Below are 17,116 nucleotides of genomic sequence, written 5' to 3' on the forward strand. Positions count from 1 at the left end.
ATCAGGCGATCCGCACCTCGACCCCGCCGTCGCGCGCCGCCGCCGCGACGGCGGCGGGGGGCGGCTGGTCCGTGATGATCATGGCCACCTGGGACCAGTCCGCCGCCTGGGCGCGGCCCGCCGCCCCGAATTTGGAGGCGTCCGTCAGACAGACCGCCTTGCGCGCATTGGGCAGCACCGCCCGGGCATAGGCCGCCTCTTCCGGCTCGTGATCGAGAAAGCCGTGCGCGGCGTCGATGGCGACGATGGAGAAGAAGGCCAGGTCCGGCACGAACCGGTTGGCGTAGGCGGCGGCGTCCGCATCGAAACTGGCCCGATAGGCGGGGTTGACCGCCCCGCCCGCCAGGAAGATCCGGGCGTCCGACAGGGCCGCCAGCTCGCCCGCCGTCTCCAGACTGTTGGTCACCACCGTCAGATCGCGCACAGAGGCGATCCGGCGCGCCAGCCAGAAGACGGTGGTGCTGGAATCCAGCAGCAGGGTCATGCCTGGTTCGACCAACTCGGCCGCGCGGGCCGCGATCCGCTTCTTGGCCTCGGCGTTGATGTTCAGTCTCTGCCGCCACGGCGCCTCGGCGCGGCGATCAGGCAGGCGGACGCCGCCGTGCACCTTTCGCACCGCCCCTTCCTGCTCCAGCCGTCGGATGTCGCGGCGGATCGTCTCCTCGGACACATCAAAGGCCGTCGCCAGATCGGCGATCGAACAGGCGCCCTGATCAGCTAGGGCGGACAATAGGGCTTCGAGCCGTGCGGACTGATTCAACGCCGTGCCTTGGGTCATGCAACTCGTGTGACATGTGGCGCCTGCCTTCGTCAAAATCCACACAAAAACACAAAATGCCACAATAGTTCACATCGATGTCACAGGCCCGGCGTAGATCGTTCGAAGACGGCTCAGCGCCGTCCAAACGTCAGGGGATGTCATCATGGTTCTTTCAAACACGCGCTTTTGCGCGCGCGCCCTGCTGTGCGGCGCAGCGCTCGCAGCGATCCTGCCCGCCGCCGCCTTGGCCCAGACCGCGCCGGCGCAAGGCGGGACGGCGGACGCCGCCAACCTCGCCGACATCATCGTCACCGGTTCGCGCAGCGCCACCCGCCGCGCCGAGGCCGAGCAGCGCCAGGCCGACATCGTTTCGGAGGTCATCTCCGCCGATGAACTGCTGACCATCCCGTCCACCAGCGTGGCGGCGGCGCTGAAGCGTCTGCCGGGCGTCAGCACCGTCAACGACCGCGGCACGGGCGACGCGCGCTACGTCAGCATTCGCGGCCTGGACAGCGCCCTGAACGTCTACACGATGAACGGCGTGCGCCTGGCGACCTCGGGCCGCGACAACCGCGCCGTGGCCCTGGACCTGCTGCCGCCCGACGGCCTGGACACGGTGCGGGTGGTCAAGAGCGTGACCCCGGATCTGGACGGCGACGCGGTCGGCGGCACCATCGACTTCCGCCTGCCCAGCCCCTTCGACTTCGGCGACGGCATGGCCAGCCTTTCGGTCCGCGCCAGCCGGGAAAACATCGCGGACAAGACGGCGACCGACCTGACCGGCGCCTTCTCGACCTTCCTCGATTCCGACCGGACCCTGGGCCTTTACGGCGTGGTCTTCCATACCGAACGGACCATTACGGGCGAGCGCAACGAGAACATCAGCTACAACACCAGCTGGCGTCCGGACGGCCTCCTGCCGGATAGCGACACCGTCCTGTCGGAAGACACCCCCCTGCGGCTGGTCTCGCACGGCCTGGACCGGTTCGTGAACGACATCGACCGCACCGGCGGCAACTTCACCCTGGAATACCGCCCGACGTCGAATGACGAACTTCACCTGCGCGGCCTGTACTCCCAGTGGAAGAACGATCAGCTGCACGACTATATCGACGTCAAGACCGGTCAGGACGACAAGGGCGCCATCAACAGCTTCTCGTCCCTGATGGGCGCCGAGGTGAAGCAGGAGGACAACCGCCTGGGCGTGCTGAACCTGGGCGGCCGCCACGTCCGCAGCGCCTTCGAGCTGGACTACGACGTCGCCTACACCTACGGCCGGACCGAGACGCCGAACCAGTGGTATATGGAGTATGTCACCGACGACAGCCTGCCGATCTACAGCACCCCGATCGGCTTTGACGCCTCGGACAGCAAACATCCGACCTGGATCATGAGCGAGGCCCAGTCGTCGGCCATGCTGAACCCGGCCAATCTGAAGTTCGACTACGCCGAACTGTATCGCCGGATCTCCGAAGACTCTCAGGCCTACGCCGCCGTCAACCTGGCCTGGTCGCCGGAAGACAAGGGCGTGCTGAAGACCGTCAAGGGCGGCTTCCGCTTCCGCCGGTCGCAACGGGACTATGATCAGCAGCAGGACGTCGACAGCGGCACGCGCGCGATTCCGGAGCTGGCCAGCGGCTCGCCCCTTTCGAACCACACCGACCTGATCGCGGGCTCGATCGATCACTTCGACGATGATCACTACCACGGCCTGACGCGCTTCGGCACGATCCTTGAGATGAACCGCGTCCTAGCCGTGCTGCAAGCCGCGCCGCGTGTGACCGACGACGAATACCCCTGGAACCTGAACGACTCCTCGGGCCGCGAGACCAGCTACAGCGGCTACGCCATGGCGGTTCTGGAGCGGGGCGCCTGGTCGGCCACGGCCGGGGCGCGGGTGGAGCGGACCGACATCCACAACGAGGCCCTGGTCACGACCGAGGACCCTGCCGCCAAGAAGGTGAAACGCGAGTTCGGCGGCGCCGCCGGCACCACCGAGGCCAGCTACACCCAGGTTCTGCCCAGCCTGCACGTCGATTGGCGCCCGAACGCCGACTGGACCGTGCGCGCCGCCGTCTGGACCTCCTTCGCCCGTCCGAACTTCACCGACATCTCCAAGGGGATCAACATCGAGTCCAACGGTCCGCGGATCGTCTCGATCTCCAAGGGCAACCCCGATCTGAAGCCGGCTGAGGCGCTGAACTTCGATCTGGGCGTCCAGTACGCCGGCGACCAGGGCTTCCTGTCCGCCGGCCTGTTCCGCAAGGAGATCGACAACTTCATCTATCAGTCGGCCGGATCGCAGGTGATGGTCGGCGCCGACGGCGTGCCGATCACCACCTCGGCCAACGGCAAGGACGCCTCCATCTGGGGCGTCGAGCTTGCGGGGCACCGCGACCTGATCGCCGGCTTCTCGGCCTGGGCCAACTACACCTACCAGCCCAGCAAGGCCGATCCCGGCATCGCCTGGCGCGAAGGCGTCGAGGTGGGGCTGCCGAATGCGCCCAAGGTCCTAGGCAACGTCGGCCTGAGCTACAAGCGCGACCGCTTCGACGCCGACCTGGGCTACAGCTATCGCGGCCGCTACATCGCCACCCTGCGCGCCAATGCGCTGGATGAATACATCCAGCCCCAGGCGACGCTGGACTTCGGCGCCCGCTTCCAGCTGACCGACCAGCTGGTGCTCAGCGCCTATGGCGAGAACCTGACGGGCGAGGCCGGATACTGGGCCACGCGCGGCAAGTCGGAACGCTACACCATCGGCTATCAGACCGCGCCGCGCATGCTGGGTCTGGGCCTGACCTGGCGTCACTGAGGCGTTCGCCCTCATCGTCGCAAACCTGTCGCCCGCGCCGGTCATAAGATCGGCGCGGGCCTTGTTCGGAAACATCTGATGTCTGTCGATCGGCGATCTCTTCTCGCGGGCGGCCTTGCAGGCGGCCTAGGCGCGGTCTTGGCGGCGGGGCTTCCGGCCTCATTGGCGAGGGCCCTGTCCATTCCGGCCGACGTCCGCAAGGGCACGATCGAGGACGTGGCCCATGTGGTGATCCTGATGCAGGAGAACCGCAGCTTCGACCACTATTTCGGCGCCCTGGCCGGGGTGCGGGGCTTCGGCGATCCCCATCCCATTCCCGTCGCGTCCGGCCCCGACGGCGCCCCGCGCGACGTCTGGACTCAGGTGGACCGCACGGTCCAGCCCGCCGCCGAGGTCGGTCCCTTCCACCTGGCGACGACCGCCGACTTCGACCTGATGCGGATGGAGGGGACGCCCCACCACTGGCCCGACGCCCAGGCGGCGTGGGACCAGGGGCGTATGGCCCATTGGCCCGAGGCCAAGACCCAGCGCGCCCTGGGCTACTATCGGCGCGAGGACATCCCGTTCCAATACGCCATGGCCGAGGCCTTCACCCTGTGCGACGCCTATCACTGCTCGGTGCAGACGGGGACCAACACCAACCGCCTGTTCCTGTTCAGCGGGACGAACGACCCGCACGGCCGCGCCGGCGGCCCGGTCATCGACAATGTCGACGACGATCTGAACAAGCCCGACGCCGACCAGCCCCGCTATGACTGGACCACCTATGCCGAGCGGCTTCAGGCGGCGGGGATCGACTGGCGCCACTATCAGAATCTGGCCGACAATTTCGGCGACAACCCCGTCCAGAACTTCATGGCCTATCGACGCGCCTGGCGTGGCGAGCCGGGTTCGGACCCGGCGCTGAAGGACCGCGCCCTGTCCACCCGCGATCTGGATCAGCTGAAGGCCGACGTCCTGGCCGGCCGCCTGCCGCAGGTGTCGTGGATCATCGGCACGGCCGAGGGGTCCGAACACCCCGGCCCGTCCAGCCCGGCCCAGGGGGCGGACTATGTGTCTCGCGTCATCGACGCCCTGACAGCCGATCCCGCCGTCTGGGCGCGGACGGTGCTGTTCATCAACTTCGATGAGAACGACGGCTTCTTCGCCCCCGCCCCGCCGCCCGCCCCGCCGTCGCCCGACGCCGATGCGCCCGGCGGTTTCGCCGGCGCCTCCACCGTCTCGACCGAGGGGGAATACCACCGCCTGCCGGCGCCCGGCGCCGACGGGGACGAGGCCCAGTTCCGGGGGCGGCCCTACGGCCTGGGGCCGCGGGTGCCCATGTATGTGCTGTCGCCCTGGTCGCGCGGCGGTTTCGTCCATTCGGAGGTGGCCGACCACACCTCGGTGATCCGGTTTCTGGAGCGTCGCTTCGGGGTGATGGAGCCGAACATCTCGCCCTGGCGTCGGGCGGTGTGCAGCGACCTGACGACCGCCTTCGACTTCGCCACGCCGAACCAGACGCCTTTCGTCGATCGCCTGCCCGAGACCGCAGAGGTCCGGGCGCGGGCGGCCGCCATTCCCGAACAGCCGTCGCCGACCGCTCCGGTCCGGCCGGCGCGCCCGGTGCAGGAGCCGGGCCAGAGGCCCATGCGCCCGCATCGCTATCGGCTTCAGGCCCATTGCGACGTCGATGCGGCGGCGGCGCGCGCGGAACTCACCTTCGTGTCGCAGGGGGATCTGGCCGCGGTCTTCCATGTCTATGACCGGTTGCACCTGGATCGGCTGCCCCGGCGCTACACGGTGGGGGCGGGCGGACGGGTGACGGGCGCCTGGGACCTGTCGGCCGACGGCGGACGCTACGACCTGTGGGTGTTGGGACCGGCTGGCTTCCACGCCCATTTCGTCGGCTGAGGTTCTCAACCGACGCGCGCCGCTTTCCGGTGGGGGGCGGTCCTAACTCAGGCGGGAAAAGCCGGCGCCGGGGCCGATCGGCGCCCGGCTGCCCCCCGCGGCCCCGCCGCTGGAGGCGCGCCTCAGCAGGAGCAAGTCGTCGCTCCGGTTCGATTCGGCGGGGCGGGGCGCTTCGGTCAAGGTCTCGTCGGCCAGGTTGAAGGCGAAGGCCGCCCCACCCAAGGGGCTGGGCGTCAGGGCCAGGGTTCCGCCGTGGGCCTCCACCAGGGTGCGGCAGATCGACAAACCCAGGCCCATGCCGCCGGGCTTGCTGCTGGCCAGGGGCTCGAACAATTTGCCGGCCATGTCAGGGGCGACGCCGGGGCCGTTGTCGGCGACCGACAGCTGGTAGCCGCCGTCGACCGGGCCGCCCGCAATCTCAATGCGGCGGCGCTTGCCGTTCTCCGGGGCGTCGAGCGCATTGCGGATCAGATTGATCAGGACCTGCTGAATCTGCACGCGGTCGCACCAGGCCGTATCCGCCGGGTCCAGCCGCACCTGTATGTCCGCCCTCGTCCCCCCTGCGTGCATCCTGAGGATCGGCAGGATTTCCTTGACCACCTCCGACACATTTTCCCGAACCCGAGGACCGGATTCGTGACGCATCATCTGGCGCAGGCGGCGAATGATGGCTGTCGCCCGGTCGATCTGGCCCTTGGCGGCGATCAGCGCCTGAGGGAGGTCGTCCGCAGCCTCCGGCCGGGCCTCAGCCATCCGCCGGGCCGCCTCCAGAAAGTTCGCGGCGGCGGACAGGGGTTGGCTCAGATCATGGGCCGCCATCGAGGCCACTTCGCCCAGCGAGTTCAGCCGCCAATTGTACATGATCTGAAGCCGCAGATCCTGGACGGCGGTCTCGGCGGCGACCCGTGCGGACACGTCCTGAATGAACAGGGTGGCGCAGTCGCAGGTCTTGTGGGTGAAGCGGGTGGCCTGGATCTCGACGAAGGCGTCTTCGCCGTCTGCGCGACGCGCCTGCCAGATGGGGGTCTGGCCCGACGGATCGCGGCGGCCATTGAAGGCCTGGGCCGCCTCGGGGGTGGCGACGTCGTCCAGATTAAAGCCTTCAAACAGGGCGTCGATGCTCAGGGACGGATCGTCCAAAACGGCGCCGAACAGCTGTTGAGCCGCCGGATTATGGTTGCGGACACGGCCGGTCCGATCGACGGCCACGATCGCCATCGGCGCGCCGACAAAGACGCTGCTCGCCAGCGAATCTTCCAACAGCTTTCCTCCTCCTTCGACGCCGGCCCGCTTCTCGATGGTCGAGTCCTGGTCACCATTGAGAATAGATGCCTTGCGTCTCTGTGCAATGGATTACGACCTTGGTCGATGATCGGATTACTGATGAGAATCAGACGCAGACTTATTGACGTTTGCGGTCTTTGGTCCGACGGTATCTTTCGCTCGGCAAGAGCATGATCGTTTCGGACGGAACCGCATAGCGGTTCCGACAGAAGCGTGAATCATGCTCTCGCTTTAATCTGGAGCCTGATTCACCGTTTCAGCGGAACCGCGTAGCGGTTCCTCCTCAACGGATCAGGCTCTAGGAGCGAGGCGGTCGGCGCCGCCGAAGGCCGTCCGTCCGCTACCTGGGTCTATGGCGAACACTCAGGGCTGCATGGTTAGCCTTGCACGATCAGGGCGCGGCCCAGCCTCTTTGCGCGGTTTTCAGTATAGTTGCTGCGCTAAGTACAACCCCCTAACCCAGGGTTGAAGCCGGTTTAACCATGCAAGCTAATGATGCTTCTGGTTGTGTGGCTAAGGCTGCGGAAGGGGACTGAGATGACTGTTACTATTTCGACCAAGAGGGGGCGTTGCGCGCCCCCGGCGAGGTCTGACCTGACCGCACCTCGCCCCTTCTTCAATTTTCAGGACGCCCCATGGCCGGTCGCGTCCCTCGCCCACCCCTAACCGGCCATTGCGGAGAGAGATCATGCGTTTCACCATAAAGGCCAAGCTGGCCGTAACCTTCGGCCTGTTGATCCTGGCCCTCGTCGGCATCGTCGCCCTGTCGATCAGCCGACTGGGGACGTTAAACCAATCCATCACCGAACTGATCGAGGGGCCGGCGGCGCAGCTGAGCCGCGCCCAAAGTGTGGACGCCGAGTTCGGCGGCGTGGTGCGGCGCGAACGCGGCATGGTGCTGGCGACCGACCCCGCACAGGTCCGGACCTTTTCGGAAGAGGCGAAACAGGCTGCAGGACGCCTTGAAGATCAGCTGAACCAGGCCCTCGCCGCCGCCTCGCCCGAGGCCAAGGGCGACTGGACCAAGCTGGCCGACACCTGGGCCCAGTACAAGCTGATCAGCAACGAGGTTCATCGTCTGGCCCTGGCGAACGACAAGGCCGGCGCCGGCGCCCTGATGCTGAACGAGGCCCGGACCTTGGCGGCCGAACTGGAGAAGTCCACCCACCGCATCGTTGAAATCGACAGGGAGAAGATGAAGGAGGCCGAGGCGGCCACCACAACCGTCTTCGAAAACGCCCGACCCGGCCTGATCATCACCGCCGTTGCGGCGGTTCTGGTGGCCCCGGGCGGCTGCACCCCGGGGTCCTTCGTCATCAAGCGGGGGCTGCATCGCGCCCATGAGGCGGGCCGCGCCGTGGCCGAGGGGGATCTGACCAGGACGGTCGCCGTCACCACCCGCGATGAGATCGGCGACATGCTGGGCAATCTGAACACCATGATCGAACGGCTGCGCGGCGTGGTGTCCGACGCCCTGTCGGCCGCCGACAATGTGTCGTCCGGCAGCCAGGAACTGTCTTCGACGTCCGAACAGATGAGCCAGGGCGCCACAGAACAGGCGGCGGCGGCGGAACAGGTCTCCTCTTCGATGGAGCAGATGGCCGCCAACATCAAACAGAACGCCGACAACGCCGCCCAGACCGAGAAGATCTCGCGCCAGTCGGCCAAGGACGCTGAGGCCAGCGGCGAGGCGGTCAACCGCGCCGTGGACGCCATGCGCACCATCGCCGACAAGATCGGCATCGTGCAGGAGATCGCGCGTCAGACCGACCTGCTGGCCCTGAACGCCGCGGTCGAGGCCGCCCGCGCCGGGGAGCACGGCAAGGGCTTCGCGGTCGTCGCCTCCGAGGTCCGCAAACTGGCCGAACGCAGCCAGACGGCCGCCGCTGAAATCGGCACCGTCTCATGCGACACGGTCAAGGCCGCTCAGGAAGCCGGCGACATGCTGCAGCGTCTGGTGCCGGACATCCGCAAGACCGCCGAACTGGTCTCGGAAATCAGCGCCGCCTGCCGTGAACAGGACATCGGGGCCAACCAGATCAATGAGGCGGTCCAGCAGCTGGACAAGGTGACCCAGCAGAACGCCGGGGCCTCGGAAGAGATGTCGGCGACCTCGGAAGAACTGGCGGCCCAGGCCGAAGAGCTTCAGACCTCGATCGCCTTCTTCCGCACCGACGCCTCGGGCGAAGGGCGTTCGGCGCCGCGCGCCTCGGCCTCGCCGCGCCACCGTGCGACGGGCGCCAGGGTCACCGTGCTCAGCTCCGCGGCCCGATCGACGTCGGCCCCGTCTTCGACGGCCAAATCCCCGGTCCACGCCCAGCAGGCTCGCGCCAAGGGTTTCGCCCTGGACATGACGGTCGGCGGCGCTGACGCCGAGGACATGGACTTCCGGGAGAGCGCCTGATGTCCGGCCAAGCGGAAAGAAAGACCTCGGCCGACAGCCCCGTGAGCGGCGCCTTCGCCGGCCAGTACGTCAGCTTCGGCCTGGGCGAGGAGGTCTTCGCCGCCCCGGTCGGGCTGGTGCGGGAGATCCTGACCTATCAGCCCCCGTCGCGCATCCCCAACAGTCCCGCCTATCTGATGGGTCTGACCGATGTGCGCGGCCAGGGCGTTCCCACGGCGGATCTGCGGATCCGCCTGGGGATGGCGCCGGTCGAACCGACCCTGAACACCCGGATCCTGGTCCTGGACATCCCGCTGGAGGACCGGACCCTGAGCCTGGGTCTGGTCGCCGACCGGGTGTTCGAGGTCACCAGCTTCGCCGCCGACCAGATCGAGCCCTCGCCCGACATCGGGATCAAATGGCGTTCGGACTACATCTCCGGCGTGGTGCGGCGCGACGACGGCTTCGTCGTCCTGATCGACCTGCCTCGCCTCCTGTCCACCACCGGCGATGCGGCCGACCTCGCCGCCTTCGCCCCTGTCGAACGCGCCGCCTGAACCGGACGCCCACGTCTCGCCCGAACGACGCCGCCGCGTCAGGCTCAGTCCATATCGGAGGGACGGGGGCGGGAACCGTCAGGCGTCCTCGTTCGTTGACCGCCACTTGGGCAGTTTTTTCATCGAACCTTCAGAATCTGGTTGCGGGTTAGGAGGGTGGCCCGTATAGGGCTGCCTCGCTCGGAGACGGGCCGGCCTTTGAGGCTTTTGGGACTTTGGTTTCGGGAGTTTTGGGGGAGTTGAGGGGTTGAAAAACTTCTTGCTTTCCTGGGTTGGTTTCAATAGGTTCCGCGCTCCAATCGAATCGCCGAACGGTTAAGAGGAAGGCCTCTTGGTTTTCCTTGCGGTGGTTTTTTGTGGTTTTGAGGCCTTGGTCTTGGATCTGCAAAATCTCTGAAAAGAGCGGTTGACATGAGGTTCGGCGGTCTCTAAATCGCCGCCTCCGCCGACGACGAGGCGCTAAACAAGTCGGGCCGCTTTGGCGGTTCTGGTCTTTGACATTGTTGATATGGAAAGAGAAACGCAGGCGGCGGTGTCCTTGCGATAGTCCTAGGGGCTATCATACGACACTGACTATCTGCGGTCTTTTTGAAAAGATACCATGCGTCGGTCCTAGGATCGACGGGTGGGAACTCGTCAAACAAATACGTAGAACTAATGCCAGGACGTCCTTTCGGACGGTCCGAGTGCTTTAGGTCAGAAGTCAACTCAACCTGAGAGTTTGATCCTGGCTCAGAGCGAACGCTGGCGGCAGGCCTAACACATGCAAGTCGAACGAAGTCTTCGGACTTAGTGGCGGACGGGTGAGTAACACGTGGGAACGTGCCTTTAGGTTCGGAATAACTCAGGGAAACTTGTGCTAATACCGAATGTGCCCTTCGGGGGAAAGATTTATCGCCTTTAGAGCGGCCCGCGTCTGATTAGCTAGTTGGTGAGGTAAAGGCTCACCAAGGCGACGATCAGTAGCTGGTCTGAGAGGATGATCAGCCACATTGGGACTGAGACACGGCCCAAACTCCTACGGGAGGCAGCAGTGGGGAATCTTGCGCAATGGGCGAAAGCCTGACGCAGCCATGCCGCGTGAATGATGAAGGTCTTAGGATTGTAAAATTCTTTCACCGGGGACGATAATGACGGTACCCGGAGAAGAAGCCCCGGCTAACTTCGTGCCAGCAGCCGCGGTAATACGAAGGGGGCTAGCGTTGCTCGGAATTACTGGGCGTAAAGGGAGCGTAGGCGGACATTTAAGTCAGGGGTGAAATCCCGGGGCTCAACCTCGGAATTGCCTTTGATACTGGGTGTCTTGAGTGTGAGAGAGGTATGTGGAACTCCGAGTGTAGAGGTGAAATTCGTAGATATTCGGAAGAACACCAGTGGCGAAGGCGACATACTGGCTCATTACTGACGCTGAGGCTCGAAAGCGTGGGGAGCAAACAGGATTAGATACCCTGGTAGTCCACGCCGTAAACGATGATTGCTAGTTGTCGGGATGCATGCATTTCGGTGACGCAGCTAACGCATTAAGCAATCCGCCTGGGGAGTACGGTCGCAAGATTAAAACTCAAAGGAATTGACGGGGGCCCGCACAAGCGGTGGAGCATGTGGTTTAATTCGAAGCAACGCGCAGAACCTTACCACCTTTTGACATGCCCGGACCGCCACAGAGATGTGGCTTTCTCTTCGGAGACTGGGACACAGGTGCTGCATGGCTGTCGTCAGCTCGTGTCGTGAGATGTTGGGTTAAGTCCCGCAACGAGCGCAACCCTCGCCATTAGTTGCCATCATTCAGTTGGGAACTCTAATGGGACTGCCGGTGCTAAGCCGGAGGAAGGTGGGGATGACGTCAAGTCCTCATGGCCCTTACAGGGTGGGCTACACACGTGCTACAATGGCGACTACAGAGGGTTAATCCTTAAAAGTCGTCTCAGTTCGGATTGTCCTCTGCAACTCGAGGGCATGAAGTTGGAATCGCTAGTAATCGCGGATCAGCATGCCGCGGTGAATACGTTCCCGGGCCTTGTACACACCGCCCGTCACACCATGGGAGTTGGTTCTACCCGAAGGCGCTGCGCTGACCGCAAGGAGGCAGGCGACCACGGTAGGGTCAGCGACTGGGGTGAAGTCGTAACAAGGTAGCCGTAGGGGAACCTGCGGCTGGATCACCTCCTTTCTAAGGATGCTTCTCCAGTCTCTCACGAGGCTATTGAGGCTCCACATAGCGATGCGCTCAAGCAGCAATGCGGTAGCGCAGAGCAAAAACGGCAGGATGCCGCCGTCTCCGTTTCTCTTTCCACTTTCGTCATCGACGCTTCGGCCATACGGGCCGTCGAGTTGGTGACGCGATCGCGAGCCCGGAACTCCTGGCTGTCGCGCTGCCCTAGGCCCGTAGCTCAGGTGGTTAGAGCGTACGCCTGATAAGCGTAAGGTCGGCAGTTCGAGTCTGCCCGGGCCTACCAGCCCTCTAGGATCCATCTGGACGGTTCGTCGACAGCTCTCCTGGCTTGACCCTGAGAAGGGGCCATAGCTCAGTTGGTAGAGCGCCTGCTTTGCAAGCAGGATGTCGTCGGTTCGACTCCGTCTGGCTCCACCACTCGCCGAGCGGCGAGAGGCGAATGACCTGAGGCGCGCATCGCATACAAGTTTGCCGTTACCTGAATGGGTGATGTGCATTGATATTGTGAAGGAAGAATGAGACCGGCTCCCCTGAGCTTTTAGGTCTGGTTCGATAAGAAGACATTGTCTGACAAAAATCAGGCTTGGTCCCCCGGCGCCTTTCCAGTCGGGTGGAATAAACCAAGCATGAGTTTTGCTGAGAAACGATCAAACGTTGAAGGGCTTCTGACGGATGCCTTGGCGTAGAGAGGCGATGAAGGACGTGGCAAGCTGCGATAAGAACCGGGGAGGCGCTAGCACCCTTTGATCCGGTTATTTCCGAATGGGGGAACCCACCTTTACAGTCTTCCAACTCTGTTCCGGCTTCGGTCGGGTCAGCGATTGGCGGATTGTTGAAAGGTATAATGAGCTGAATACATAGGCTTCATTAAGCAAACGCGGGGAACTGAAACATCTCAGTACCCGTAGGAAAGGACATCAACCGAGACTCCCGTAGTAGTGGCGAGCGAACCGGGACCAGGCCAGTGCTCTTGTGAAATAAAGACGAACGATCTGGAAAGGTCGGCCATAGTGGGTGAAAGCCCCGTAGTCATCAAACAGCAAGAGACTCGAGTAGGGCGGGACACGTGAAATCCTGTCTGAACATGGGGGGACCACCCTCCAAGCCTAAGTACTCCTCTACGACCGATAGTGAACAAGTACCGTGAGGGAAAGGTGAAAAGCACCCCGACAAGGGGAGTGAAACAGATCCTGAAATCGGAAGCCTACAAGCAGTCGGAGCCCCCAAGCGGGGTGACGGCGTACCTTTTGTATAATGGGTCAGCGACTTCATGTGTCGAGCAAGCTTAAGCCGTTAGGTGTAGGCGCAGCGAAAGCGAGTCTGAATAGGGCGCTAAGTTCGACGTATGACGACCCGAAACCAAGTGATCTATCCATGAGCAGGTTGAAGGTTGGGTAACACCAACTGGAGGACCGAACCGGTGAATGTTGAAAAATTCTCGGATGACTTGTGGATAGGGGTGAAAGGCCAATCAAACTTGGACATAGCTGGTTCTCCGCGAAATCTATTTAGGTAGAGCGTCCGACGAATTCCTTAGGGGGTAGAGCACTGGATGGTTGCGGGCTGCGCGAGCGGTACCAATACTAACCAAACTCCGAATACCTAAGAGAACTATCGGGCAGACACACGGCGGGTGCTAACGTCCGTCGTGAAAAGGGAAACAACCCTAACCATCATCTAAGGCCCCCAAGTACTGGCTAAGTGGGAAACGATGTGGGATTGCTTTGACAATCAGGAGGTTGGCTTAGAAGCAGCCATCCTTTAAAGAAAGCGTAACAGCTCACTGATCAAGCGATCCTGCGCGGAAAATGTAACGGGGCTCAAGCCAGTCGCCGAAGATATGGGTTTGCACTTTGTGCAAGCGGTAGCGGAGCGTTCCGTAAGCCGGTGAAGGTCAGGCGTGAGCCTGGCTGGAGGTATCGGAAGTGAGAATGCTGACATGAGTAACGATAAGAGTGTGAGAGACACTCTCGCCGAAAGACCAAGGGTTCCTGCGTAAAGCTAATCTGCGCAGGGTTAGTCGGCCCCTAAGGCGAGGCTGAAAAGCGTAGTCGATGGGAAGCAGGTAAATATTCCTGCACCAGCTGGAAGTGACGGATGGCATAACTCGTACCCACTTATTGGATTGTGTGTGCGGGGGCGTTGTCCCAGGAAATAACTCCAGCAGAGACCGTACCCGAAACCGACACAGGTGGTCAGGTAGAGCATACCAAGGCGTTTGAGAGAACTGTGCTGAAGGAACTCGGCAAATTGCACGCGTAACTTCGGAATAAGCGTGACTCACCCTGGGCAACCAGGACTGAGTGGCACAAGCCAGGGGGTAGCGACTGTTTAGCAAAAACACAGGGCTCTGCGAAGCAGCAATGCGACGTATAGGGTCTGACGCCTGCCCGGTGCCTGAAGGTTAAAGGGAGGAGTGAAAGCTCCGAACTGAAGCCCAGGTAAACGGCGGCCGTAACTATAACGGTCCTAAGGTAGCGAAATTCCTTGTCGGGTAAGTTCCGACCTGCACGAATGGCGTAACGACTTCCCCACTGTCTCCAGCACAGGCTCAGTGAAATTGAATTCCCCGTGAAGATGCGGGGTTCCCGCGGTCAGACGGAAAGACCCTATGAACCTTTACTATAGCTTCGCCTTGGCGTTAGCGACCGTATGTGTAGGATAGGTGGGAGACTATGAAGCCGGGGCGCCAGCCTTGGTGGAGTCGTCCTTGAAATACCACCCTTACTGTCGTTGACGTCTAACCGAGGACCGTTATCCGGTCCCGGGACATGGCGTGGTGGGTAGTTTGACTGGGGCGGTCGCCTCCCAAAGTGTAACGGAGGCGCGCGATGGTGAGCTCAGAGCGGTCGGAAATCGCTCGTCGAGTGCAATGGCATAAGCTCGCCTGACTGCGAGACTGACAAGTCGAGCAGAGACGAAAGTCGGCCATAGTGATCCGGTGGTCCCGAGTGGAAGGGCCATCGCTCAACGGATAAAAGGTACTCTAGGGATAACAGGCTGATTTTGCCCAAGAGTCCATATCGACGGCAAAGTTTGGCACCTCGATGTCGGCTCATCACATCCTGGGGCTGGAGCAGGTCCCAAGGGTATGGCTGTTCGCCATTTAAAGTGGTACGTGAGCTGGGTTCAGAACGTCGTGAGACAGTTTGGTCCCTATCTGCCGTGGGTGTTCGAAGCTTGAGAGGATCTGTCCCTAGTACGAGAGGACCGGGATGGACATACCTCTGGTGTACCTGTCATGGCGCCAGCTGTGCAGCAGGGTAGCTAAGTATGGAATAGATAACCGCTGAAAGCATCTAAGCGGGAAACTAACCTCAAAACAAGGCTTCGCTGAGGATCGTGGAAGACTACCACGTTGATAGGCCAGGTGTGGAAGCGCGGCGACGCGTGAAGCTTACTGGTACTAATAATCCGATCGGTTTGATCGTTTCTCAGCAAAACTCATTTGATGATCATCAATCACCCGATGATCGTCACGACAATGTCTTCTCATCATCCGCTGTCCGCCTCGTTGACCTGGTGGCTATGTCGGAGGTTCCCCACCCGATCCCATTCCGAACTCGGTCGTTAAGCCCTCCAGAGCCAATGGTACTTCGTCTCAAGGCGCGGGAGAGTAGGTCGCCGCCGGGTCTACCAGGCGGACAGCCGATGATGAAAAATCCTTGTCGAACCCCTTCTTCCTCCACAAACCACCCCTGCCGCGGGATGGAGCAGCCCGGTAGCTCGTCAGGCTCATAACCTGAAGGTCGCAGGTTCAAATCCTGCTCCCGCACCCAAACAATCAAGCCGCTGGATCAACGATCTAGCGGCTTTTTGCTGCCTGAAACCCCAAGCCCGCACCCCCATCCCGGACCCGAACGCCAAGCGTCCCAGCAGCTGAAGTGAGGTTGTTCTCGAGCGAACCGGCTCGACGGTCCTGGACTCAGCCCCGGTCTGGACTCAACGCTGGCTTGGGCGCGCTCGATCGTTGCGGGCGGCCTTGCAGTCAGCGCCGCCATGAGCCATCCAGACACGATGCGGACACCGGAGCATGGGCGGGCGCCCAAGAAGCCCACAATCGATGATGTGGCGCGGCTGTCGGGCGTTGCGCGGACCACGGTGTCGCGCGTTCTCAACGGCGGCCCGAATGTTCGCGATCCGGTGCGACGCAAGGTGCTGGAGGCGGTGAAGGCCCTGGACTACCGCGTCAATCCTCAGGCGCGGTCGCTGGCCGGCGGCGCCAGCGGCGTTCTGGCCCTGATCCTGGCCTCGGACCTGGATGCGGAGCCCAACTCCTTCTACGCCTCTGCGCTGGAGCTTGGCGCGATACGGGAATGCCTGCTGGCGGGCTTTCAACTGATCACCCGCCACGTGCCGCAGGACGATCCTGCGGCGGTCCAGCAGTTGTTGGAGATCGCGACCAGTCAGAGGTGCCAGGGGGTGATCTTGACGCCGCCCTTTTGCGACAACGTCGATCTGATCCGGCAACTCAGGACCAGAGGCGTTCATCTAGCCGCCGTGTCGCCCGGCGGCGACGGACGGGGGCTGATCGACGCCGTCGGCATCGACGACGAGGCGGGAGGACGGGACATCGCCCGCCATCTGATCGATCTGGGGCATCGACGGCTCGCTTATCTCAGTGGGATACCGGGCCATCTGTCCGCCAAGAGCCGTTTGGACGGCGTAAGGCGCGCGATGCGAGAAGCGGGGCTGGATGAGGCGGCCTTGGTGGTGGAGCCGGGTGACTTCACCTTTCGATCGGGCGGGCTAATCGCTTCGCGCCTCCTTTCGCTCAGCCCTCGCCCCACCGCTCTGATCTGCGCCAATGACGATATGGCCGCAGGCGCCCTGTCGGTGGCCCATGCGCGCGGCCTTCAGGTGCCGGGTGATCTGTCGATTTCCGGCTTTGACGACACGCCCGTCTCGGGCATCGTCTGGCCGCCGCTCACGACGGTGCACCAACCGCTGAAGGAGATGGGCGGAGAGGCGGTCCGGCTGCTCTCGGGTCGGATCGCAGGAAGAGACGCCGGCGACTGGACCTTCCGCACCCTGCCGCACGCCGTGGTCGCGCGGGAGTCGGTGGGAAGCTGGGCGGGATAGAAGGCAGGAGGCCTTGACGCGCGCAGCCGCACCGTCATTATGGAAGCGCTTCCAATAAATCGACAGGCGCGTCAGACGTCTGCAGGGAGGAAGGCATGAAAGCTCACACGGCCGCGATTTGCGGCTTGTTTTTGGCTGCTTCAGGCGCGGCAGGATGCGCCTCGGCGCC

Annotated in this window: 7 protein-coding genes, 3 tRNA genes and 3 rRNA genes; 11 read left to right on the forward strand and 2 right to left on the reverse strand. The window is 63.0% G+C overall.

Features of this window, described 5'->3' with window-relative positions:
- Nucleotide 1: 1 nt before the first annotated feature.
- Entirely contained in the window at nt 2–778 is a 777-nt protein-coding gene (locus tag JMT67_RS13875) for a DeoR/GlpR family DNA-binding transcription regulator (protein ID WP_182715098.1), read from the reverse strand.
- 145 nt (nt 779–923) lie between these two features.
- On the opposite strand from JMT67_RS13875, the gene JMT67_RS13880 reads away from it, so the two are divergent.
- Nucleotides 924–3,575, forward strand: coding sequence for a TonB-dependent receptor (locus JMT67_RS13880; RefSeq protein ID WP_201463791.1), 2,652 nt, complete (start codon nt 924–926; stop codon nt 3,573–3,575).
- Nucleotides 3,576–3,653: 78 nt separating this feature from the next.
- Nucleotides 3,654–5,468: a phosphocholine-specific phospholipase C gene (locus JMT67_RS13885; protein ID WP_233455886.1), complete on the forward strand. Its 1,815-nt coding sequence runs from the start codon at nt 3,654–3,656 to the stop codon at nt 5,466–5,468.
- Between the two features lie 42 nt (nt 5,469–5,510).
- Here JMT67_RS13885 and JMT67_RS13890 read toward each other — a convergent pair whose 3' ends face one another.
- Nucleotides 5,511–6,728, reverse strand: coding sequence for a sensor histidine kinase (locus JMT67_RS13890; RefSeq protein WP_233455887.1), 1,218 nt, complete (start codon nt 6,726–6,728; stop codon nt 5,511–5,513).
- Between the two features lie 712 nt (nt 6,729–7,440).
- Between JMT67_RS13890 and JMT67_RS13895 the strand changes: the two genes are divergently transcribed.
- The 9 genes from JMT67_RS13895 (at nt 7,441) to JMT67_RS13935 (ending at nt 16,947) form a co-directional block, all read left to right on the forward strand.
- A complete protein-coding gene (locus JMT67_RS13895; RefSeq protein WP_201463792.1) occupies nt 7,441–9,156 on the forward strand; it encodes a methyl-accepting chemotaxis protein in 1,716 nt (571 codons plus the stop codon).
- On the forward strand, nt 9,156–9,692 hold the full coding sequence (locus tag JMT67_RS13900) for a chemotaxis protein CheW (RefSeq protein ID WP_201463793.1): 537 nt from the start codon (nt 9,156–9,158) through the stop codon (nt 9,690–9,692). The genes JMT67_RS13895 and JMT67_RS13900 overlap by 1 nt, the downstream gene beginning before the upstream one ends.
- A gap of 709 nt (nt 9,693–10,401) precedes the next feature.
- Nucleotides 10,402–11,862 (forward strand): 16S ribosomal RNA (locus JMT67_RS13905).
- Between the two features lie 209 nt (nt 11,863–12,071).
- Nucleotides 12,072–12,148, forward strand: a tRNA-Ile gene (locus JMT67_RS13910).
- 58 nt (nt 12,149–12,206) lie between these two features.
- Nucleotides 12,207–12,282, forward strand: a tRNA-Ala gene (locus JMT67_RS13915).
- Nucleotides 12,283–12,510: 228 nt separating this feature from the next.
- Nucleotides 12,511–15,296: ribosomal RNA gene (locus tag JMT67_RS13920) — 23S ribosomal RNA — on the forward strand.
- A gap of 87 nt (nt 15,297–15,383) precedes the next feature.
- A 5S ribosomal RNA gene (rrf, locus tag JMT67_RS13925) occupies nt 15,384–15,498 on the forward strand.
- Together the 16S, 23S and 5S rRNA genes with 3 tRNA genes alongside form the textbook arrangement of a ribosomal RNA operon.
- A 69-nt stretch (nt 15,499–15,567) precedes the next feature.
- Nucleotides 15,568–15,644 (forward strand) — tRNA-Met (locus JMT67_RS13930).
- Between the two features lie 220 nt (nt 15,645–15,864).
- On the forward strand, nt 15,865–16,947 hold the full coding sequence (locus JMT67_RS13935; RefSeq protein WP_191555312.1) for a LacI family DNA-binding transcriptional regulator: 1,083 nt from the start codon (nt 15,865–15,867) through the stop codon (nt 16,945–16,947).
- Nucleotides 16,948–17,116: the final 169 nt, after the last annotated feature.

It is taken from the genome of Brevundimonas aurantiaca (assembly GCF_904830995.1).
In the GTDB taxonomy this organism is placed as follows: Bacteria; Pseudomonadota; Alphaproteobacteria; order Caulobacterales; family Caulobacteraceae; genus Brevundimonas; species Brevundimonas aurantiaca.